16 protein-coding genes are annotated in these 21669 nt (G+C 69.2%); 6 read left to right on the top strand and 10 right to left on the bottom strand.

Translation table 11 applies throughout. The features are described from left to right. Nucleotides 1–10 precede the first annotated feature (10 nt). The 4 genes from proX to ACZ5EF_RS16525 form a co-directional block, all read right to left on the bottom strand. Entirely contained in the window at nucleotides 11–1042 is a 1032-nt protein-coding gene (proX, locus tag ACZ5EF_RS16540; protein WP_346061513.1) for a glycine betaine/L-proline ABC transporter substrate-binding protein ProX, read from the bottom strand. Between the two features lie 19 nt (nucleotides 1043–1061). After that, nucleotides 1062–1967 carry an ABC transporter permease gene (locus ACZ5EF_RS16535; protein ID WP_346061514.1) on the bottom strand — a complete coding sequence of 302 codons (906 nt, stop codon included), beginning with the start codon at nucleotides 1965–1967 and terminating at the stop codon, nucleotides 1062–1064. Further along, the gene (locus tag ACZ5EF_RS16530) at nucleotides 1964–3193 is read right to left on the bottom strand and encodes a quaternary amine ABC transporter ATP-binding protein (RefSeq protein WP_346061515.1); all 1230 of its coding nucleotides are present in this window, start codon (nucleotides 3191–3193) and stop codon (nucleotides 1964–1966) included. Before ACZ5EF_RS16530 ends, ACZ5EF_RS16535 begins: the two co-directional genes overlap by 4 nt. A 117-nt stretch (nucleotides 3194–3310) precedes the next feature. Next, nucleotides 3311–4783: an alpha-amylase gene (locus tag ACZ5EF_RS16525; RefSeq protein WP_346061516.1), complete on the bottom strand. Its 1473-nt coding sequence runs from the start codon at nucleotides 4781–4783 to the stop codon at nucleotides 3311–3313. A 232-nt stretch (nucleotides 4784–5015) separates the two neighbouring features. Between ACZ5EF_RS16525 and malE the strand changes: the two genes are divergently transcribed. The 3 genes from malE to malG all read left to right on the top strand — a co-directional run bounded on the left by malE (nucleotide 5016) and on the right by malG (nucleotide 8743). Further along, nucleotides 5016–6200: a maltose/maltodextrin ABC transporter substrate-binding protein MalE gene (gene malE, locus ACZ5EF_RS16520; RefSeq protein WP_346061517.1), complete on the top strand. Its 1185-nt coding sequence runs from the start codon at nucleotides 5016–5018 to the stop codon at nucleotides 6198–6200. Nucleotides 6201–6263: 63 nt separating this feature from the next. After that, nucleotides 6264–7841, top strand: coding sequence for a maltose ABC transporter permease MalF (gene malF, locus ACZ5EF_RS16515; protein ID WP_346061518.1), 1578 nt, complete (start codon nucleotides 6264–6266; stop codon nucleotides 7839–7841). Between the two features lie 11 nt (nucleotides 7842–7852). Continuing rightward, entirely contained in the window at nucleotides 7853–8743 is an 891-nt protein-coding gene (malG, locus tag ACZ5EF_RS16510) for a maltose ABC transporter permease MalG (RefSeq protein WP_346061519.1), read from the top strand. Nucleotides 8744–9055: 312 nt separating this feature from the next. Here the strand turns inward: malG and ugpC are convergent, their stop codons facing one another. From ugpC to tdh, 5 genes are all read right to left on the bottom strand, one after another. Beyond that, nucleotides 9056–10171 carry a sn-glycerol-3-phosphate ABC transporter ATP-binding protein UgpC gene (gene ugpC / locus ACZ5EF_RS16505; protein WP_346061520.1) on the bottom strand — a complete coding sequence of 372 codons (1116 nt, stop codon included), beginning with the start codon at nucleotides 10169–10171 and terminating at the stop codon, nucleotides 9056–9058. Continuing rightward, on the bottom strand, nucleotides 10159–11823 hold the full coding sequence (locus tag ACZ5EF_RS16500; RefSeq protein ID WP_346061521.1) for an alpha-amylase family glycosyl hydrolase: 1665 nt from the start codon (nucleotides 11821–11823) through the stop codon (nucleotides 10159–10161). The genes ugpC and ACZ5EF_RS16500 overlap by 13 nt, the downstream gene beginning before the upstream one ends. Before the next feature lie 195 nt (nucleotides 11824–12018). Beyond that, complete coding sequence (gene malT, locus ACZ5EF_RS16495) at nucleotides 12019–14715, bottom strand: HTH-type transcriptional regulator MalT (RefSeq protein ID WP_346061522.1); 2697 nt, start codon at nucleotides 14713–14715, stop codon at nucleotides 12019–12021. A 100-nt stretch (nucleotides 14716–14815) separates the two neighbouring features. Then, nucleotides 14816–16006, bottom strand: a complete 1191-nt coding sequence (gene kbl, locus ACZ5EF_RS16490) for a glycine C-acetyltransferase (RefSeq protein ID WP_346061523.1) — start codon at nucleotides 16004–16006, stop codon at nucleotides 14816–14818. Between the two features lie 164 nt (nucleotides 16007–16170). Next, entirely contained in the window at nucleotides 16171–17196 is a 1026-nt protein-coding gene (gene tdh, locus ACZ5EF_RS16485; protein WP_346061524.1) for an L-threonine 3-dehydrogenase, read from the bottom strand. Between the two features lie 145 nt (nucleotides 17197–17341). Between tdh and ACZ5EF_RS16480 the strand changes: the two genes are divergently transcribed. From ACZ5EF_RS16480 to ACZ5EF_RS16470, 3 genes are all read left to right on the top strand, one after another. Beyond that, the gene (locus ACZ5EF_RS16480; RefSeq protein WP_346061525.1) at nucleotides 17342–17944 is read left to right on the top strand and encodes a helix-turn-helix domain-containing protein; all 603 of its coding nucleotides are present in this window, start codon (nucleotides 17342–17344) and stop codon (nucleotides 17942–17944) included. A 48-nt stretch (nucleotides 17945–17992) separates the two neighbouring features. Continuing rightward, nucleotides 17993–19039 carry a DUF3541 domain-containing protein gene (locus tag ACZ5EF_RS16475; protein WP_346061526.1) on the top strand — a complete coding sequence of 349 codons (1047 nt, stop codon included), beginning with the start codon at nucleotides 17993–17995 and terminating at the stop codon, nucleotides 19037–19039. 61 nt (nucleotides 19040–19100) lie between these two features. Next, nucleotides 19101–19838, top strand: coding sequence for a trimeric intracellular cation channel family protein (locus ACZ5EF_RS16470; protein ID WP_346061527.1), 738 nt, complete (start codon nucleotides 19101–19103; stop codon nucleotides 19836–19838). A 274-nt stretch (nucleotides 19839–20112) separates the two neighbouring features. On the opposite strand, the gene nhaD is transcribed toward ACZ5EF_RS16470, so the two are convergent. Continuing rightward, nucleotides 20113–21579: a sodium:proton antiporter NhaD gene (gene nhaD, locus ACZ5EF_RS16465; protein WP_346061528.1), complete on the bottom strand. Its 1467-nt coding sequence runs from the start codon at nucleotides 21577–21579 to the stop codon at nucleotides 20113–20115. Nucleotides 21580–21669: the final 90 nt, after the last annotated feature.

Below are 21669 nucleotides of genomic sequence, written 5' to 3'. Positions count from 1 at the left end.
GTGACCCTCGTCACTCGGCTGCGGCCCGGGCCGCCTCCAGCCAGGCGTCGACGCTGTCGCGGTTGGCCTCGATCCACTCCGCCGCCAGGGGCCGTACCTGGTCGTCGGTGAGCTGCTGCTCGCCCATGGCGTTGTCCACCTCGCTGATCCAGGCCAGCGGCAGGCGTATCCGGCGGAACAGCTCGGCGGCGGCCGGGTTGGCCTCGAGGAAGGCGTTATTGGCGGCCACGCGGATATCGGCGGCCACGAAGCCCATCTCGATAGGGTCGCTCACCGCCCCGCTCACGCCCCCGGCGCGTTCCGCCTCGTCAGCGACGATGCCCGGGGCATTGATCCACATCACCTCCTCGCCGGGCGTCAGGGCCAGCAGCCAGGCGCTGGGGCCCCAGGTGTAGTAGAGGGCCGGCTCGCCGCTTTGGATCCGCGACAGCACCTCGGCGAAGTTGGCGGCGTAGCCCGCGTCCACGTGATTGATATGCTCATGCAGCTCGAAGCGATCGAGCATGGCGTTGATGCCCTCGTGGCAGCCCCAGCCCGGGGGGCAGCCGAAGAGGTCCGCCTTGCCGTCGCCGGTGGCGTCGAAGGCGGCCTTCACCTCGTCGCGGGTGAAGTCATCGATGCCGGTGATACCGTGGGCCTCCACGGAGGCGCTGTCCACCAGGTAGCCCTGGATGCCGCAGGCACCGCAGTGGGCCTCGAAGAGGGTGGCGGCGTCGTGGAAGCCGTCGGGCAACTGCGGGTCATGCAGCGGGAACCAGCCGTTGGGCCAGTAGTGGGCGTCGCCCTCGGTGATGGCCAGGTAGGCCACCGGGTTGGAGAGGGCGATGGGGTCCCGGACCTCGTAGCCCAGCTCTTCCAGCAGCTCGACGAAGACCCAGCTCACCGGCACCGCCGAGGTCCAGGTCGCCACCGCCGGTTGCACGCTGACGCCCGCCCCGGGTTCCTCGGCGGCGGCGTTGTCGGTGGCGGTGAGGGCATAGGCCACGGCGGCGGCCAGCAGGGCCCACTTCAGGGGGCGGGTTCGATGGATGACGTCTTTCATGGCACACCTCCTCTGACGATCAGGGGCGCTCGTCGGGCGCCCGGCCCGGCGCCTTGTCGCCCAGGCCTTGGGTGATACGGTCCAGCACCATGGCCAGCAGCACGATGCCGATGCCGCCGACGAAGGCCTGGCCGATATTGAGCCGCTCCAGGCCGGCGTAGACCTCGAGGCCGAGGCCGCCGGCGCCGATGATGGCGGCGATCACCACCATCGACAGCGACAGCATGATGGTCTGGTTGAGCCCCGCCATCAGGGTCGGCAGGGCCAGCGGAAACTGCACCTTCCAGAGGATCTGGCGGGGGGTGGAACCGAAGGCCTCGGCGGCCTCGATATACTCCTGGCTGACCTGGCGGATGCCCAGGTTGGTGAGGCGGATCATCGGCGGCATGGCGAAGATGATGGTGGCGATCAACCCCGGCACATTGCCGATGCTGAACAGCATCACCGCCGGCACCAGGTACACGAAGGGCGGGGTGGTCTGCATGATGTCCAGCAGCGGACGCATCAGGGTGGCGAAGCGGTCGCTGCGGGAGCAGAGGATGCCCAGGGGCAGGCCGATGGCCACGCAGAACAGCACCGCGGTGGCCACCAGGGAGAGGGTCACGATCAGGGCGTCCCAGACCCCCATGACGCCCACCAGGGCGAAGGCCGCGAAGGCGAAGAGCCCGACCCGCCAGGAGGCCGCCCGCCAGCCGATCAGGAAGATGCCGACCAGGAAGAGGCCGGGGGGAATGCCGCCCAGGGCCCACTGGGTGGTCTGCATCACCGACTGCACCGGTGGGCTCACATAGCCGCGGAAGAAGCCGCGGAAGTTGGCCACCACCCAGTTCACCGCCTCGGTGATCCACTGGCGCATCGGCAGGGCCTCGAAGAGGCCGAAGGGGTCGGTGATCAGCAGGCGCAGGAATTCCATCAGCTCGTTCATGCGGTCGCCTCCTCGACGCGGGGGCCGCGCTTCTCCAGGATGCCATGGATCAGTTGGGGCTCGTCGATCAGCCCCGCCAGGCGCTCCTCCTCGGTGACCAGCAGCGGCAGGCTGCTGTGCAATCGGCCGCGCAGCACCCGGCGCAGCACCTCGTCCCGGGAACAGCTCAGCAGCAGGTCGTCCCGGGGGTGGCCGGGTGGCGGCGTCTCCAGGGTCCTCCCCAGCTCGCCCAGGGGCAGGGGGCGCTCGTCCCGCCAGGCGCCCCGCAGGCGCCCCGCGTCGTCCACTCCCAGGCACAGCGTCGGATGGTCGCGATGCCCCAGCAGCCGCAGCCCGTCCCGCTCCCCCAGGGGGGTGAAGGCCCGGTCGCCCAGGGGCAGGGCGATGGTGCCGGCGGTGATCACCGCGGTGGGATCGGCGTGCTCCACGAAGCGCGCCACGTAGTCGGTGCGGGGATTGACCAGGATCTGTTCCGGGGTGCCCAACTGGACGATGGCGCCGTCCTCCATGATGGCGATGCGATCCCCCAGGCGCATCGCCTCGTCCAGGTCGTGGGTGATAAAGAGGATGGTGCGCCCCAGCCGTGCCTGCAGCTTCTTCAGCTCCTGCTGCATGGTGACCTTGATCAGTGGGTCCAGGGCCGAGAAGGGCTCGTCCATCAACAGCACCCGGGCCTCGGTGGCCAGGGCCCGGGCCAGGCCCACCCGCTGTTGCATGCCGCCGGAGAGGGTCTGGGGGTAGGCGTCGCCCCAGTCGTCCAGGCCCACCATCGCCAGCACCTCCTGGGCGCGGCGCAGCCGCTCATCGGTCGCCACGCCCTGGATCTCCAGGCCATAGGCCACGTTGGAACGCACCGAGCGATGGGGGAAGAGGGCGAAGTGCTGGAAGACCATGCTCAGGTGCCGGCGGCGCAGGCGTCGCAGTCGCTCGGGGGAGGCGCCGGTGATCTCCTCGCTCCCCGTCTCCGGGTCCTCCAGGAAGATGCGCCCGGCGGTGGGCTCGATCAGGCGATTGATGCAGCGGATCAGGGTCGACTTGCCGCTGCCGGAGAGCCCCATGATCACGAACACCTCGCCGGGCTCCAGGGCGAAACTGACGTCATTGACCCCCAGCACATGACCGCTCTCGGCCTGGAGCTCGGCCTTGCCCTGGCCCGCCTTCAGCCGGGCCAGCACCGAGGCCGGATCGGGACCGAACAGCTTGGTCACGCCTTCCACGCGGATCACGGTACCCCTCCCCCTGGTGAGCCGCCGCGCCCCGGGCAGGGCGGTGGGGCGAGGCGACCTCGGATCGGGTTGACGTACCTACAGCATAGAAGTTCTGGAAGTCACCCTGTCGGTGCCTCAGGGGGCGGGGCGAGTCAGGCTCAGGGCGGCATTCGCCGGCACCGCGACCTCGGCCCGGCCATCCTCCGCGACCCTGACCCGGGTGGCGCAGTCATCCAGCAGGTTGCAGTAGTCGCCGGCGGGCAGGCCGGTGACCAGTGTCGCGCGCCAGGCCTCGGCGTCGCGGTTCAGGGCCACGAAGCCCCGCTCGCCGCGGGCGAAGGCGATGCGCGAGGCGCCGTCCTCCTGCCAGTGGGCGAGCGGGGCGTCGCCGACCGTCTGGCGGAAGCCGACCATGGCGGTGATCTCCGGCCAGCGGTGCTCGCAGACCCAGCCCCGCGACTCGAGGTCCGTCTCCGCCAGGCAGCCGAGGCCCTCCTCGCCATGCACCGGCAGGGTCCGCCAGCCTTCCTCGGCCACCGAGGGCGGCCCCTGGTCGCCGTTCTCGAAGGTGTAGCTCGACATCAGCTTGGGCGTGCCGTACGGCCAGGCGAGCATGAAGACGTTGGCCAGCGGGTAGAGGGCGTCGCGGTGCATCAGCACGCCGCCGCCCACATGGCCACGCTGCTTGTCATGATTGTCGACGAACACCAGGGCCGAATCGCTTTCCAGCCACCCCTCTCCCTGCCCCAGGGTCGCGAGGCTGGCCAGGTCGCCGGCCTCGATGGCGGTGGCCAGCCGATGGGGGTAGGCGAATTCGGTCACGGCGGCGTTGGCCAGGTACTCGGTGGCCTCGATTGGCTCGTGGCCCGGGTCGATCACTTCCTGGAAGACGTAGGGGCGGCCGTCGAGTCGCGCCAGGATCGCGCCGATATCGTCCGCCGGCATATGCTTGGCGGCGTCGATGCGCAGGCCGGCCACCCCCAGGTCCAGCAGGCCCTGCAGGTAGTCGGCGAGGCTCGCCTGTATCGCCTCGTCGCCGGTGGCCAGGTCGGCCAGGCCCAGCAGGTGGCAGTGCTGGACCTCGTAGCGGTCCTGGTAGTCGCGGATCTGATCGTCGCCGTGGCGGCCGCAGTGGTTGAAGTCTTCGTCGCGGGTGAAGAGCTCGCCGTAACGGAAGGGCGTATAGGCGGTACCGGCGATACCGGTGCCCTCGCCGATACCGGCCATATGGTTGATCACCGCATCGACGACGATGCCGACGCCCGCCGCCTCGCAGCGCTCGACCATCTCGATAAAGGCGTCGCGGTCGCCGCTGCGCGAGTGGAGGTCATGGCTCACCGGCTGGTAGCGGGCCCACCAGGCGCCCTCGACGCCGTCCAGGGCGATATGCTCGTTGGGCGGCGAGACCTGGACGGCGTCGATACCGGCCGGGCCGAGGTGGGTCTCGCACTCGGCGGCGATATCGTCCCAGCGCCACTCGAAGAGATGGACGATCACCGGGGTCTCGCTGCCGAGTCGGGTGGCGTCACCCAGGGGCGAGGCCTGGGCGGTGGCCGCCAGGCTCAGGGGCAGGGCCAGCAGGGCCAGGGAGGCGGAGGCAGGTTTCATGGCGTCCTCGTCTTGTGATTGTTGGGAACGGGCCTGTCCATGTTAGGGCGCGGGACCGGGGTTGGCCTCCTCCCGGGGCCGGGGAGGAATGCCGGCCCCTACGCCCCCTGGATACGCCGCGCCCGCCTCCCGGGGGGAGGAGGCGGGCTTGCCGCCCAGCGGCGAGGCTAGGTGTCCTGCATTACCGCGACCCATAACGACTCATCCATAACAATCAAGGGGCACGACACCCATGAGCATCTCACGCCGAACCCTGCTCCCGCTGCTGGCCGCCGGCACCCTGGGGCTGAGCGCCCAGGCCCTGGCCTTCGACGACGACCGCCTGACCATCTGGATGGGCGACAACAAGGGTCCCGAGGGCATCCGCGAAGTCGCCGAGCGCTTCACCGCCGACACCGGCATCGCCATCGAGATCGTCCACCCCGATAACCTCACCGACCGCTTCCAGCAGGCCGCCGGCAGCGGCCAGGGCCCCGACATCGTGATCTGGGCCCATGACCGCCTGGGCGAATGGGCCCAGAGCGGCCTGCTCACCCAGATCGCCCCCGCCGAGGACTTCCGCGGCCGCTACTTCGACTTCACCTGGCAGGCCACCCAGTGGAACGGCGAGACCTATGGCTACCCCATCTCGGTGGAGTCGCTGGGCCTGATCTACAACAAGGCGCTGGTGGAGACGCCGCCGGAGAGCTTCGCCGAGCTGATGGCGCTGGACGCCGAGCTCGCCGACGAGGGCAAGAAGGCGATCCTCTTCGACTACGCCGAGCCCTACTATGGCTGGACCCTGCTGGCCGCCAACGGCGGCTACCCCTTCCGCCTCACCGCCGAGGGCTTCGACGTGGAGGACATCGGCGTCAACAACGCCGGGGCGGTCCAGGGCGCCGAGCTGCTGGCCGAGATGATCGAGTCGGGGGCGCTGCCCGAGGGCACCGACTACGGCGTGATGGATACCCGCTTCAATCGCGGCGAGGTGGCCACCATGATCAGCGGCCCCTGGGCCTGGAGCAACCTGGAACGCAGCGGCATCGACTACGGCGTGGCGCTGCTGCCCCGGGTCGGCGAGGAGCGCGCCCGGCCGATGTTCGGGGTGATGACCGCCATGATCAACTCGGCCACCCCTAACGACTTCCTGGCCACCGAGTTCCTCGAGAACTACCTGCTGGCGGAGGAGGGGCTGCGCACCTTCAATTCCGACGGTTCGCTGGGCGCCGTGGCCCATATGGCCTACCAGCGGGAACTGGCGGAGGATCCCAATATTGCCGCCACCCTGGCCAATGCCGAGATCGGCATGCCGATGCCCAATATCCCCGAGATGGGTGCCTTCTGGGCGGCCATGGAGCCGGCGCTGCAGAACATCGGCAGCGGCCGCCAGACCCCGCAGGAGGCACTGGACGCCGCGGCACGCCGCATGCGCCAGTAACCCCGGCCCCGCCAAACCGGAGCCGGTGGCCCGCGTCGCCGGCTCGCTTCACAGGTCATGCCCATGTACACCACCAACGCCTCTCGCGGCCTGCCTCGGCACCGCTCACGCTATCCCACCGAACGCTACACCCGCTGGGCCGGCCGTGCCCTGATGGCGGCCATCGTCATCGCCCTGATGTGGCTGGTGCTGGCCTTCCACCTCAATGGCCAGTGGATGTTCGCCCTGCTGTTCCTGGTGTTGGGCGCCTCGCTGGCGATCGTCTTCGGCAAGCGCCAGTTGATGAGCCACCGCTATATCTTCCCGGCCCTGGCCGGGATGGGCGTGTTCGTGATCTTCCCGCTGCTCTATACCTTCGGCATCAGCTTCAGCAACTACAGCTCGAGCAACCTGCTCAGCGAGGAGCGGGTCCGCGCCCAGTTGCTCTCGCAAACCTACCGGGCCGAGGGCGCCGCCTTCGACTTCGCCCTCTATCGCGACGGCGAGCGGGTGCGGCTCTATCTGCAGGGTGGCGCGCTGGCGCCCCAGGCCCAGGACCAGCGCTTCGTCACCGCGCCCCTCAACCTGGATAACCCCGAGCCGCGCCGGGTGGGCCTGCAGGCGGCGGACCGGTCCCCCGCCGGGGAGCCGCTGCCCATGCGTGAGGTGATCGCGGCGCGCCCCCTGCTCCAGGGCCTGACCCTGGTGGTCCCCGAGGGACCGGAGCTACAGATGGCGGGGCTGCGAAGCTTCGCGCCCCTCCTCGCGCGCTACGAGGCCCGCGACGACGGCAGCCTCTACGACCGCCGCGACGACCGGCTGCTGACCCCGGACCGCGAGACCGGCTTCTTCGTCGCCGACGACGGTGAGCGCATCACTCCGGGGTGGCCCGTCGCCGTGGGCCTGGACAACTACACCAAGATCTTCACCGACCCCGACATCCGCGGCCCTTTCCTGCAGATCTTCGTCTGGACCTTCGCCTTCGCCGGGCTGACGGTGGCCTTCACCCTGGCGGTGGGCTTCGTGCTGGCCACGCTGCTGCAGTGGGACCAGCTGCGCGGCAAGGCGATCTACCGCACCCTGCTGATCCTGCCCTATGCGGTGCCGGCCTTTATCTCGATCCTGATCTTCAAGGGCATGTTCAACCAGAACCATGGCGAGATTAACCTGATCCTCGAGAACCTCTTCGGCATCAGTCCCTCCTGGTTCACCGACCCGGCGCTGGCCCGCAGCATGCTGCTGATCGTCAACACCTGGCTCGGCTACCCCTATATGCTGCTGCTGTGCATGGGCCTGATCCAGTCGATCCCGCGGGATCTCTACGAGGCCTCGGCGGTGGACGGCGGCGGCCCCCTGACCAATATGTGGCGCATCACATTGCCGCTGATCATGAAGCCGCTGACGCCGCTGCTGATCGCCGCCTTCGCCTTCAACTTCAACAACTTCGTGCTGATCGCCCTGCTCACCGGCGGTAGCCCCGACATCCTCGGCGCCAGCACCCCGGCGGGCACCACCGACCTGCTGGTCAGCTACACCTACCGCATCGCCTTCCAGGATGCCGGCCAGAACTTCGGCCTGGCGGCGGCCATCGCCACCCTGATCTTCCTGCTGGTGGTGGGCATGTCGCTGCTCAACCTGCGGCTTTCCAAGGTCAAGGTATAGGAGATATCGCCATGGCTATGGTCCAACCCCGTTCGATCCGCACCCGCAAGCTGGGTGCCCATTTCATCCTGCTGGGCTTCGTCGCCCTGGTGGTCTTCCCGCTGCTGCTGGTGATCTCGATCTCCTTCCGCGAGGGCAACTTCGCCACCGGCAGCCTGATCCCCGAGCGCTTCTCGCTGGAGCACTGGGCGCTGGCCTTCGGCATCCCCTGGGAGCGCCCCGACGGCAGCGTCGTCCAGCCGCCGTTCCCGGTGCTGCTGTGGCTGTGGAACTCGATCAAGGTGGCGGTGGTGTCATCGCTGATGATCCTGGCGCTCTCCACCACCAGCGCCTACGCCTTCGCGCGCATGCGCTTCAAGGGCAAGGCGCCGATTCTCAAGGGCATGCTGATCTTCCAGATGTTTCCGGCGGTGCTCTCGCTGGTGGCGCTCTACGCGCTCTTCGATCGCCTCGGCCAACTGGTGCCCTGGCTGGGCATCAATACCCACGGCGCGCTGATCGTCGCCTCTCTGGGTGCCGTGGCGCTGCATATCTGGACCATCAAGGGCTACTTCGAGTCCATCGACGGCTCCCTGGAGGAGGCGGCGATGGTCGATGGCGCCAGTACCTGGCAGGCCTTCCGGCATATCCTGCTGCCGCTCTCGGTGCCGATCCTGATGGTGGTGTTTATCCTCGCCTTCATCATGTCGATCATGGAATACCCCATGGCCTCGGTGCTGTTGCTCGACGAGGACAAGCTGACCCTGGCGGTGGGCGCCCAGCAATACCTGGCCGACCACAACCAGCGCTGGGGGGACTTCGCCGCCGCCGCGGTGCTCTCCGGCCTGCCCATCACCGCGGCCTTCCTGCTCTGCCAGCGTTGGATCGTCGGCGGGCTCACCGCGGGTGGCGTCAAGGGCTAGGAGAACGCCCGGCCCTTGTTGCAGAGGCGGACCGTCGCGGCTTGCTTAACCCCGCGGGTGGCGTCAAGGGCTAGGGGAGCGGCCCCAGGGCCCCTCAGCCTAGTCCTGGGAGCGCCCCGGCCCCTGTTGCAGCGCGGGATCGCCGACGGCATCAAGGGCTAGGGGAGCGGCCTCGCTCGATAAGATTTCCTCGTTTGCCGGCGCCCTACGCCGGCTTTTTTATGCCTGCGCCAGCGATGGTCGCCCTCAAGCACAAAGCCCCGGCGAGTCGCCGGGGCTTTGTCGTGGAACACTCGGGGGAGTGGGGCGAGCCTAGTGGCTAACGCCGGGTACCCTGGTCTGGCGCGGGCAGGCGCGGCCGCTGGCGTCGAACAGATGGCAGTGCCCGCCGGCCAGGCCCAGGGTCACCGGCTGGTGGGGTTCCAGGTGAGTCAGGCCGTCCAGGCGTTGCACCAGGGACCCCTCGACGTCCTCCACCGCCAGGTGGGCCAGGGTCTCGTAGCCCAGCTGTTCGGCCACCAGCAGGCGGGCCGGCAGGCGGGCCTCGGCCCGGGCCTCGTCGACGAAGGCCTCGGCGCGCACCCCCAGGGTGGCGGTGTCGCCGACGCTCAGGCCGCTGCCGTCCACCGCCACCGCCAGGCTCTCGCCGCCGGGCAGGCGCACCGTGGTATGGCGCGGGCCCGGGTCGAGCACCGTCACCGGCAGGGTGTTGATGCGCGGCGAGCCGATGAATTCCGCGACCTCCAGGGTCCGGGGGAAGTGGTAGAGGGAGAGCGGCGCCCCGACCTGGGCGATGCGCCCGCCGGAGAGCAGCACGATGCGATCGGCCAGGGTCATGGCCTCCACCTGGTCGTGGGTCACATAGATCATGGTGGCGCCCAGGCGCTCGTGGAGCTCGGCGATCTGCACCCGCATATCCACCCGCAGGGCGGCGTCCAGGTTGGAGAGGGGCTCGTCGAAGAGGAACACCGCCGGCTCCTTGACCAGGGTGCGGCCGATCGCCACCCGCTGGCGCTGGCCGCCGGAGAGGTCCTTGGGGCGGCGCTCCAGCAGCTCGGAGAGGTGCAGCATCTCGGCGGCGTGTTCCACCCGGCGGCGGATCTCCGCCTTGTCGGTGCGCGCCAGCTTGAGGCCGAAGGCCATGTTCTCGGCCACCGTCATATGCGGGTAGAGGGCATAGGACTGGAAGACCATGCCGATGTCGCGCTCCTGGGGCGGCACCTCGTTGATGCGCTCCCCGTCCAGGCGCATCTCCCCCTGGGTGATCTCCTCGAGCCCGGCGATCATGCGCAGCAGGGTCGACTTGCCGCAGCCGGAGGGGCCGACGAAGACCACGAACTCGCCATCCTCGATGGTCAGGTCGATATCCCGGGAGATCTCGACCCCGTCGTAGGATTTGCCGATAGCGTTGAGTGTCAGACGTCCCATGAGGTGTCCTCCGCGTCGGATTGCGGGCAGCGTGCGATGGCGATGCCGTGGGGGGGCAGGCGCAGCCGCCCGTTGGTCCAGGTGCCGTTGACCAGCTCGGGGGCGGCGTCCAGCGGCCGGGCCGCCTGGGGCGCCGGCAGCTCGCGGGCCTGGTCACTGAAGTTCAGGGCCACCAGCAGTCGCTGGCCCTGATAGGCGCGCTCCAGGCAGAGCACCTCGTCGCGTACCGGGTGGTAGCGGATGTCGCCCTTGACCAGCGCCGGCTGGGTGCGGCGGAAGGCCAGCAAGGCGCGGGTGGCGTGGAGCAGGGCCGCGGGGTCGGCTTCCTGGCGATCCACCGCCAGGGCCCGGTGGGCCTCGGGAATCGGCAGCCAGGGCGCGCCACCGGAGAAACCGGCCTGCGCGGCCTGGGCCGCCCAGGGCAGGGGGGTGCGGCAACCGTCGCGGCCCTTGTAGGCGGGCCAGAAGGTGATGCCGGCGGGGTCGACGAGCTGCTCGAAGGTCAGGGTCGCCTCTGGCAGGCCCAGTTCCTCGCCCTGGTAGAGGCAGACGCTGCCGCGCTGGGTGAGCAGGAAGGCCAGGTAGAGGCGCAGTTTCGCGGCATCATTCTCGGCGTTCCAGCGGCTCGCCAATCGGGTCACGTCGTGGTTGCCCAGCGCCCAGCAGGGCCAGCCGTCGCCGATGCGCGCCTCCATCTCGGTGAGGGTGTCGCGCAGGAAGGCCGGATCGTGGCGCTCCCCCAGCAGGTCGAAGGAGTAGGCCATATGCAGGCGCTTGCCGCCCTGGGTGTATGCCGCCATCACCCCCAGGGAGTCGTCGTCGCCCACCTCGCCGACGCTGGTGGTGCCCGGGTACTCGTCGAGCAGGGCGCGCAGCTTCTCCAGGAAGGCCAGGTTCTCGGGCTGGGTCTTGTCATGGTGGTGGAGCTGGAAGCCGTAGGGGTTGTCCGGGCGCACCCCCAGGAAGCCCTCGGCGCTGCTCTCCCGGGGCGGGTTGTCGCGGAGTTCGCCATGGGTGCAGAAGTTCACCGCATCGAGGCGGAAGCCGTCGACGCCGCGCTCCAGCCAGAAGCGCACCTCGCCGAGGATCGCCTCCACCACCTCGGGGTTACGGAAGTTGAGGTCCGGCTGGCTGCTCAGGAAGTTGTGCAGGTAGTACTGGCAGCGGCGGGTGTCCCACTGCCAGGCACTGCCGCCGAACACCGACTGCCAGTTGGTGGGCGGCGCGCCGTCGGGGCGGGCGTCGGCCCAGACATACCAGTCGGCGCGGGCGTTGTCGCGGCTGGCGCGGCTCTCGGCGAACCAGGGGTGCTGGTCCGAGGTGTGGGAGAGCACCTGGTCGATGGTCACCCGCAGGCCCCGGGCATGGGCCGCTTCCACCAGGCGGTCGAAGTCCTCGAGGCTGCCGAACATGGGGTCGACGCCGCGGTAGTCGCTGATGTCGTAGCCGAAGTCCTTCATCGGCGAGGTGAAGAAGGGCGACAGCCAGATGGCGTCGACATTCAGGGAGGCGATGTAGTCGAGGCGCTCGATGACCCCCTTGAGGTCGCCGATGCCGTCGCCGTTGGTGTCCTGGAAACTGCGCGGGTAGATCTGGTAGATCACCGCCCCGCGCCACCAGTCACTGCCTTGCCTGCCGAGCTGGGTCGTCATGGGTCGATTCCTTAGCCTGGTTGATCGAGATGGGGTCGAGGCTATGGTGGCCCCGCCCGGGGCGGCGGGGATCCTCCCGGGGGCGGGGCAGGCGGCGTAGGCGGGGGGCGTAGGTCGGGGGCACAGGCGGGGGGCGGATGGGGAGACGTGAACTCCCAGGGCCCGGGGGATGGGGCCTTCGCTTTGTCTGAAAACTCAGTCGCCCTGGATCCGCGCCAGGAGGTCGCCGGCCAGGGCGATGGCCTCCTCGCGGCGGCGGATGTCCTGCTTCTGGTAGAGGCTGCGGATATGGGTCTTGACGGTGGTGGGGGCCACGCCGAGCTGTTCGGCGATCTGCTCGTTGGAGAGGCCGGCATGGATCAGGCCGAGGATCTGCCATTCGCGGCGGGTCAGCGGCGAGGTGCGGATCAGCTCCGGCACGTCGGGGCGCTTGACGATGTCCTCGATCACGGCGTCGTCGAGCATCAGGCGCACCGCCTGGCCGAAGTCGCGCTGGCGGCCGGCCAGGCTCAGCAGCCGCTCGGCGCGTTCCCGGTCGAGGCGTGCCAGCCCGCCCGCGGCCAGCAGCGCCTGGAGCATCGCCGGCAGCGCCCGGCCCAGGCGCAGGAAGCTGCCGGTGAGGCCGGTACGGCCGGCCAGTTCCAGGGCCCGGCGCAGGTGCTCCAGGGCCGCCTCCTGGCGCCCCCGCTGCCAGGCCAGGGCCGCCAGGCACAAGCGGTTGCGGTTGGCGTCGGTGATCAGGCCGAGGCGGGCGGTGTGCTCCTCCAGGGCCTCGAGCAGCGCCTCGGCCTCGTCGAAGCGCTCCAGCAGGGTCAGGGCCCGGGCATGGTTGCGTACATTGCACTGCACGAAGTGATTGCTGGCCGCCGCCGGCTGGGGCGGCGGGGCCTCCTGCAGCCAGCGCGCCACGGCATCGCGGTCGTCGTTGGCCTGCCACCAGCCGAGCAGGGTGGCGTGGGCATTGGCCAGCCAGTCGATATGGTAGTCGCCCTCGGCGAGGACCTTGTGCAGGCGACGGATATGATCGGCGGCCTGGGCCTGGTCGCCCCGGGAGAGGGCCACCTTGGCCAGGCCGATATGGCACTGCAGGCCCCAGCGCTCGCCCTGGCTGTCGAGCACGGCGATGCCCTGGAGCGCCGCCTGCTCCGACTCCTCCAGGCGGTGCCACTCCCACAGCAGTTGGCTGCGGATGCGGTAGAGGAACTCGCTGGTCGGCAGTCGCTCCAGGCCGCCGCGCTCCACCAGCGCCAGGGCCCGCTCCTGGACATCGTAGGCGGCCTGGAGGCGACCCTGGGCCACCAGGGTCTCGGAGTGGTGACAGTGGGCCCATAGCAGCAACTGGTCGTCACCGAGGCGGGCGGCCTCGCGCTCCACCTCCAGGACGCGGCTCAGCGACTCCTCCAGGTGCCCGAGCACGAAGCGCGACTCGGCGAGGATCGCTGCCGCCGAGACCGGGGTGGCGGCCAGGTAGCGGGCCGGAAGGGCCAGGGCCGCTTCGGCCAGGGGCGCGGCCCGCTCGGCATCGCCCTGATTGATGGCCAACTGGGCGCGCAGGGTGGCGAACTCGGCGGCCAGGGCCTGCCACTCCGGGGCCTCCAGTTGGGCCTCGATCCAGTCGATGGCCTGGCGGGTGCGGCCGAACTGGTACTGGGCATGGCTGACCCAGCCGTGAATCAGGGTCAGTCGCGGCGAGGTGACCAGCCGGGTATCGCCCAGGGCGTCCAGGCCCCGGGCCAGCAGGGCGAAGTGGCCATTGGCCAGCAGCGTCGGGCCCTGGGTCTCGATCAGCTCGGCCAGTGGGCCCGGCTCCTCCGCCTCGATGGCCTGGGCCAGGGCCAGGGCGGGGTCGCCGAGGGCCAGCCAGGCCTGGCTGGCGCGGCGGTGCAGTTGGCGCTGGGTCTCGAGGCTCAGCTCGTGGCGGCGATGGTGCAGGTAGCCGGCGAACAGCGGATGGAAGCGACACCACTGCTCATGGGGCGCCAGGCGCTGGATAAACAGGCCGGCGCGGATCAGGTCGTCGAGGCGCTGGGACAGGCGATGCCCCTCCAGCAGGCGTGCCACCAGTGGCGGCGAGAAGCGCTCCAGGACCCCCAACTGTAACAGTAGCCGGCGATCCGCCTCGTCGAGGGCCTCGCCCAGCAGGTCGTCGAACCAGGCCACGAAGTCCGGGTGACTGCCCTGCAATCGGTCCACCAGGGCATCGAAGCCGGCCCGGGTGGTGGTGCGCTCCACCAGCCAGTTGAGGGCCATGGCCCAGCCCTCGGTGCGGCGCAGGGCACGCTCCAGGCTGACCCGGGTGGGCGGGAAGCTGAGCTGCTCGGCGCACAGGGTCTGGGCCTCCTCCAGGTCGAAGGCCAGGGTGGCGGCGTCCACCTCCTCCAGCTCGCCGCGCAGGCGCAGGGCGGCCAGGCCCAGGGGCGGAGCGACGCGGCCGATCAGGCTCAGGGTCAGCCAGGGGGGCTGGTGGCGCAGCCAGAGGCCGAGGCCTTCGAGGATCTCGGGGTGCCGGATATGCTCGCACTCGTCCAGCACCAGGCGGCAGGGCGGGTGACTGGCCGGCAGGGCCGCCAGCCAGGCGGCCACGCTATCGCCGAAGGTGGCCTGGGGCTCGGCCAGCTCGGCCTCGGGCAGCAGGCCGGTCAGGGCGGCGCGGAAGTAGGCGGCGAAGCGCGCCGGGGCATCGTCCTGGGCGTCCAGGCGCAGCCAGGCCGCCTCCTGTTCCAGGGCCGGCAGGCGCTCCGCCAGCAGGGTGCTCTTGCCGTAGCCCGCCGGCGCCTGCACCACCTGCAGGCGCACCCGTTCGTCGAGCACGAAGTGGACATTGAGGCGTTCCCGGGCCACCACCCAGGGCGGCAGCGGCGGCGGCGAGAGCTTGCTGGGGATCAGGGACATGGCGGCACACGGGATCTGAATCGTTATAGTCGGCCCAGTATGCCTGCCGGGAGGGCGCGGGTGGGACGACTACGACCAAGGTGGTAGTCGTCCCACGCGCTTAGAGGCCCAGGCGCGTCTTGACCCGGCCGAAGGCCGCCAGGGCGGCCTCCAGGTCGTCCCGGGAGAGGGCGGCGGAGACCTGGGTGCGGATACGCGCCTTGCCCTGGGGCACCACCGGGTAGGAGAAGGCCACCACATAGATGCCTTCCTCGAGCATCGCCTCGGCGAAGCGCGCCGCCAGGGTGGCGTCGTGGAGCATCACCGGTACGATGGGGTGCTCGCCGGGCAGCAGCTCGAAGCCGAGATCCTCGAGGCCGGCGCGGAAGAGGGCGGTGTTCTCCTTGAGGCGGTCGCGCAGTTCGCTGGACTCGCTGACCAGCGCCAGGGCCTTGAGGGCCCCGGCCACCACCGGCGGCGCCACGGTGTTGGAGAAGAGGTAGGGGCGCGAGCGCTGGCGCAGCAGCTCCACCACCTCCCGGCGGCCGCTGGTGTAGCCGCCGCTGGCGCCGCCCAGGGCCTTGCCCAGGGTGCCGGTGATGATGTCCACTCGCTCCATGCAGCCCCGGTACTCGTGGGTGCCGCGGCCGCCGGCGCCGAGGAAGCCGGTGGCGTGGCAGTCGTCGAAGTGCACCAGGGCGCCGTAGCGCTCGGCCAGATCGCAGATCTCGTCGAGGCGGGCGATATAGCCGTCCATGGAGAAGACGCCGTCGGTGGTGATCAGCTTGAAGCGGGCGCCACGGCGATCGGCCTCCTTCAACTGGGCCTCCAGGTCGGCCATGTCGTTGTTGCGGTAGCGATAGCGGCTCGCCTTGCACAGGCGGATGCCGTCGATGATGCTGGCGTGGTTGAGCTCATCGGAGATCACCGCGTCCTCGGGGCCCAGCAGGGTCTCGAAGAGGCCGCCGTTGGCGTCGAAGCAGGAGGGGTAGAGGATGGTCTCCTCGGTGCCCAGGAAGTCGCTGAGCTTCTGCTCCAGCTGCTTGTGCAGGCTCTGGGTGCCGCAGATAAAACGCACCGAGGCGAGGCCATAGCCCCAGTCGTCGAGGCCGGCCCGGGCGGCGGCGGTAACCGCCGGGTGCTGGGCCAGGCCCAGGTAGTTGTTGGCGCAGAGGTTGAGCACCTCGCGGCCCGAGTCGAGGCCCACATGGGCGCCCTGGGGGGTGGTGATCAGGCGCTCGTGCTTGGTCAGGCCGGCGGCCTCGATGGCCTCGAGTTCCTGGCGCAGATGCTGGCGGAAATCGCCGTACATAGCCCTATCTCCCTGTTATTGGTAAGGCAGCAAAGGTCTGGTGTGGGACGCCGGGGGGAGGGCAGAGCGAAGCGTCTTTTTCAGGGACGAAAAAGTCGAGCGCCCAGGGATGGGTTTACCGCGTCTTCGCGAGTCCTCCCCCCGGAGAGTCCCTCCCAACCAGGCTACTCCCAGTTCAGCACCACCTTGCCCGCGGAGCCGTCGAGCATGGCGTCGAAGCCCTGCTGGAACTCCCGGTAGGGCAGGCGGTGGGTGATCACCGGGGAGATATCCAGCCCCGACTCGATCATCACCGACATCTTGTACCAGGTCTCGTACATCTCCCGGCCATAGATGCCCTTGATGGTCAGCATATTGAAGATCACCGTATTCCAGTCGATGGCCATGGCCTCGCTGGGAATGCCCAGCATGGCCACCCTGCCGCCGTGACAGAGGTTGGCCAGCAAATCGCGGAAGGCCTCGGGGCTGCCGCTCATCTCCAGGCCCACGTCGAAGCCCTCGGCCATGCCCAGGTCGCGCTGCACCTCGGCGAGGGTCTCGTGGCGCACGTCCACGGTGCGGGTGGCGCCGAGCCGCTTGGCCAGGGCCAGGCGCTCCGGGTTGAGGTCGGTGACCACCACATGGCGGGCGCCGGCATGGCGGCATACCGCCGCAGCCATGGCGCCGATGGGGCCGGCCCCGGTGATCAGCACGTCCTCCCCCAGCAGCTCGAACTGCAGGGCGGTATGCACGGCGTTGCCGAAGGGGTCGAAGAGCGCCGCCACGTCCAGGTCGATGCCCGGGCGATGCTCCCAGACATTGGACATGGGCAGGGCCAGGTACTCGGCGAAGGCGCCGGGGCGATTGACGCCGACGCCGCTGGTATGGGCACACAGGTGGCGGCGCCCGGCCAGGCAGTTGCGGCAGCGCCCACACACCACATGACCCTCGCCGGAGACCAGCTGGCCCGGCTTGAAGTCGTTGACGTTGGAGCCCACCTCGACGATCTCGCCGACGAACTCGTGACCCACCACCATGGGGGTGGGGATGGTCTGCTGGGCCCAGGCGTCCCAGTTGTAGATATGCAGATCGGTGCCGCAGATGGCGGTGCGCTTGACGCGGATCAGCACGTCATTGATCCCCACCTGGGGCTCGGGAACCTCTTCCAGCCAGAGGCCGGGTGCGGCCTCGCGCTTGACCAATGCCTTCATGGTGTCTCCTTGGGCAGGTGATTTCCCTGGCATTCCCGATCAGGGGGTTTAAGATACGGGAATAAATTCCAGTATCGCAGACAATATCCATGATGCAAGAAACTTTTCTTGTATGGTGGATTGTATTCTCCATGGAGGAAGACCCGTGACGGCAACGTCGCCTCCCACCCCTACTCCGGGCGAGCGCACCGGCGACCTGGGCAGTCAGGTGCTCTCGGGCCGGGTGATCGAGCTGCGCAAGAAGCGCGGCCTGACCCTGGACCAACTGGCGGCGGCCTCCGGGGTCAGCCGCTCCATGCTCAGCCAGATCGAGCGGGGCCGCGCCAACCCCACCCTGGCGGTGACCCTGCGCATCGCCCAGGCCTTCGGCCTGAGCATCGGCGAGCTGGTCGACCAGCCCTGGACCGCCTCGCGCATCGAGGTGGTGCGCAGCGACGATGCCAACCAGCTGTTCCGCGACGACCGGGAGTGTCGCATTCGTACCCTCTCACCGCTGCATATGGAGAAGTCGGTGGAGTTCTACGAGATTCGCCTCTCGCCGGGGGCCCGCCTGCCCAGCGCGCCCCACTTCGAGGGCACCCGGGAACTGCTCACCGTGACCCAGGGGCGGGCGCGGATCCAGGCCGGCGACAACGTCAGCCTGCTGGGCTCCGGCGACTCGGCCCACTACCACGCCGACCTCGACCACACTATCGAGAATAGCGGAGACCAGGAACTGGTGTGCTTCCTGGTGGTGACCTATCAGTAGGCGTCGGGGGCAGGGAAGAGTCAGGGAAGAGTCAGGGAGGAGGAAGCCATGAGGGTATTACCGCTGCGCAGTGGGGGGCTCGTCCTGCTGATGCTGCTGTTGGCCGGCTGCACGGCCCTGGCCACCGAGGCCGAACGGCAGCGGCACGAGCAAGCGGGGCTGGCTATCCAGGCGGTCTACGATGCCGCCCTGCCGGAGTTGCCCCTCGGCAAGCAGCGCCACTATGCCCAGCGTCTTTATCGTCTGACCGGTGAAGCACGCTATCTCGGCCCCAATCGTGACTATGTCCGGCGCCTGCGGGGTTGGCTGGAGCGGGACCTCGCCGCCCTGGCCGACCCCGACTATGCCGCGCGGCGCAGCCGCGAGCTCGTCGAGGCCTATTCGCAGCGCACCGCCAAGCAGCGGGCGAGGCGCGAGATGTTCGCCGAGTGGGGCGAAATGATCTTCGCCCGCCAGTTACTCTTCCGCCTGACCCAGGCGCACTATTATGGCCTGTTGCCGGCGCTGGAGGATCACGAAAGGGGCCTCGCCTACCTGGCGAGCGTCGACTGGCACGCCTTCTTCACCGATCCCGATGTCCTGGGCATCTACGCGGCCCAGGTGGCCAACCAGGTTCACTACCTCCATCAACTGGGGATCGCCGACCTGCGTCGCGAGGTCACCGAGGCCTTCCGGCAGCGCTATCCCCCAGGCAGTGCGGCGACCCTGGACCGCACCGAGTATCGCAACAGGCTCTACGGCATGACCCACTTCGTGATCGCTGCGAGTCGCTACTACCAGCAGCCGGTGAGTGCCGAAGAGTTCGCCTGGGTACTGGAGGCCTTCGAGGCGGATATCGAGGCGATCCTGGCGCGCGCCACCGAGGACATCCTGGCCGAGGTGGCACTGAGCTTCCTGCTGGCGGGACGGGAGGCGCACCCGGTCGTGTCGCGAGTTCGCGATGCCCTGGTCGCCGCCGTGGATCCCCGGGCCGGCATCATTCCCTCGCCGCAGGGTAGCCTCGACCTGGAGAGCGGCGAGCACCGCAATGTGCTGGCCATCATGGTGTTGCGCTGGCCGGGGCGGCTTCATGCGTCGATGTCGTCCGCGCAATGATCCCCCATCCCCCTGATGCCGCCCCTGCTATGCTGGCGACGAACACCAAGAGGAGAGTGTCGTGACCGGTTGGATCTATTGGCTGGATATGGCCGGGGTGATCGTCTTCGCCCTGACCGGGGTGATCATTGCCTGTCGCTCGCGGATGGATCCCTTCGGCATGCTGGTGCTGGCGGCGGTCACCGGCATCGGCGGCGGCACCCTGCGCGATCTGGTGCTGGGGGTGCGGCCGGTGTTCTGGGTGGAGGACCCCACCTACCTGTGGGTGATCCTCGCCACGGTGGCCCTGTCGATCCTCGGCTTTCGCTATATCCACCGCCTGGCCCGTACCTTCCTGCCGGTCACCGATGCCTTCGGCCTGGCGCTGTTCACGGTGCTCGGCGCCCACAAGGCGCTGACCCTGGAGGCGCCGGGCGTCGTGGCGGTGTTGATGGGCATGATGACCGGGGTGGCCGGAGGCATGATCCGCGATGTGCTGGCGCGTCGGGTACCCATGGTGCTGCGCCAGGAGATCTATGCCACCGCGGCGATCCTCGGCGGCAGCGCCTATGTGCTGCTCAGCGGCCTGGGGGTGGCCCAGTGGCTCGGCGTGAGCCTGGCCATCGCCCTGACCCTGGGGCTGCGCCTGGCGGCTATCTACTGGCGGCTGTCGCTGCCCACCTTCGCCTGGGTGGTCACCGCGCCCACTCCGCCGCCCGCCGACGAGGCCCTGTCCCCCGGCGAGACGCCCCGGCGGCGGCGCGCCAAGGCGAGGGTCAAGCTGATCCGGCCCGAGCACTCCCGGCGCGGTCGCCGCTGACCCCGCCTCTCCAACAGGCCGGGGCCAAGCTGGCTTAACCGGTTTGGCCCCGAGCACTCCCGGCGTGGTCGCCGCTAGGCCAGGGTCTCCCGGTGGGGCGGGGCCAAGCTGGCTTATCCGGTTTGGCCCCGAGCACTCCCGGCGTGGTCGCCGCTAGGCCAGGGTCTCCCGGTGGGGCGGGGCAAGCCGGCTTAACCGGTTTGGCCCCGAGCACTCCCGGCGTGGTTGCCGCTAATCCCCGCCCCCGCTAGACCGGGGGCGGGGAGGCCGCGACTCAGTGGCCGTTATAGACGCTGAAGCTGGCGTCATTCAACCACAGGTGGAGCAGGATGCTGGCCACATAGCCGAGCAGGATGATCGGCGACCAGCGCAGGTGCCCCATAAAGGTATAGGAGCCGCGGGCCTGACCCATCACCGCCACCCCCGCGGCGGAGCCCACCGATAGCAGGCTGCCGCCGACCCCGGCGGTGAGGGTGATCAGCAGCCAGTGGCCGTGGGACATCTCCGGTTCCATGGTCAGCACCGCGAACATCACCGGGATATTGTCGATCACCGCCGACATCAGGCCCAGGGCGATATTCGCCCAGGTGGCATCCCACTGGGTATAGAGCAGCTCGGAGAGCAGGCTCAGGTAGCCCATGAAGCCCAGGCCGCCGACGCACATCACCACCCCATAGAAGAACAACAGGGTATCCCACTCGGCGCGGGCGATGCGGTTGAAGACATCGAAGGGCACCACGCTGCCGAGGCGCTCCAGGGCGCGCTGGTCGCCGCGGCGCACGGCGATATCGCGCTTGCGGGCCAGGGAGCGGTTGAGGGTGCGACGCAGGTAGTAGCCGAAGAACTGCAGGTAGCCCAGGCCGGTCATCATGCCCAGCACCGGCGGCAGGTGCAGCAGGGTATGGCAGGCCACGGCGCTGGCCACGGTGAGCAGGAAGAGGAAGATGATGCGGCGCGCGCCGCGCTTGAGTTCCACATGCTCGTCCTGAGGCGCGGGGCGGTGCTTCTTGACGAAGAAGCTCATGGCCACCGCCGGCACCAGGTAGTTGACCAGCGACGGCAGCAGCAGGTCGAAGAACTCGTAGAACTTGACCATGCCCGCCTGCCACACCATCAGGGTGGTGATATCGCCGAAGGGGCTGAAGGCGCCGCCGGCGTTGGCCGCCACCACGATATTCACGCAGCACAGATTGATGAAGCGGTGGTCGCCCTCCGCCACCTTGGTGACCACGGCGCACATCAGCAGCGCCGTGGTCAGGTTGTCGGCGATGGGCGAGATCACGAAGGCCAGGGAGCCGGTGATCCAGAACAGGCTGCGGTAGCTGAAGCCGCGCTCGAGCATCCAGGCCCGCAGGGCATCGAAGACCCGCCGCTCGTCCATGGCGTTGATATAGGTCATGGCCACCAGCAGGAAGAGCATCAGCTCGGTGAACTCCAGCAGGGTATGGCGGAAGGCATCCTCCGCCGCCTGGGGCTGGCCGGCCTGCACATAGACCCAGCCGACCAGGGCCCAGATGATGCCCGCCGCCACCAGCACCGGCTTGGACTTGCGCATCTTGAGGAACTCCTCGCCCATCACCAGCAGGTAGGCGAGCACGAAGAAGACCAGGGCCATGCCACCGACCATGGTGTTGGTGAGGTCCAGGGGGCCGGCGGCGGCCAGCGCCAGGGGGCTGGCCAGCAAGGCCAGGAGTCCCAGGCTCAGGCCGAGGGCATGACGGGGAGGGAAAGCGAGTCGCATGGGTGAATTTATCCTTGTTAGGCGCAATAAATGGGTGCCTGGGATGCTAGCATGTTGCGCCCTGTCAAGGGCTTGGCTCTTGGTCGCTAA

The organism is Bisbaumannia salifodinae, from assembly GCF_055388505.1.
The sequence above is the reverse complement of the archived record's forward strand: the minus strand, read 5'-3'. Positions and strand labels throughout refer to the sequence as shown.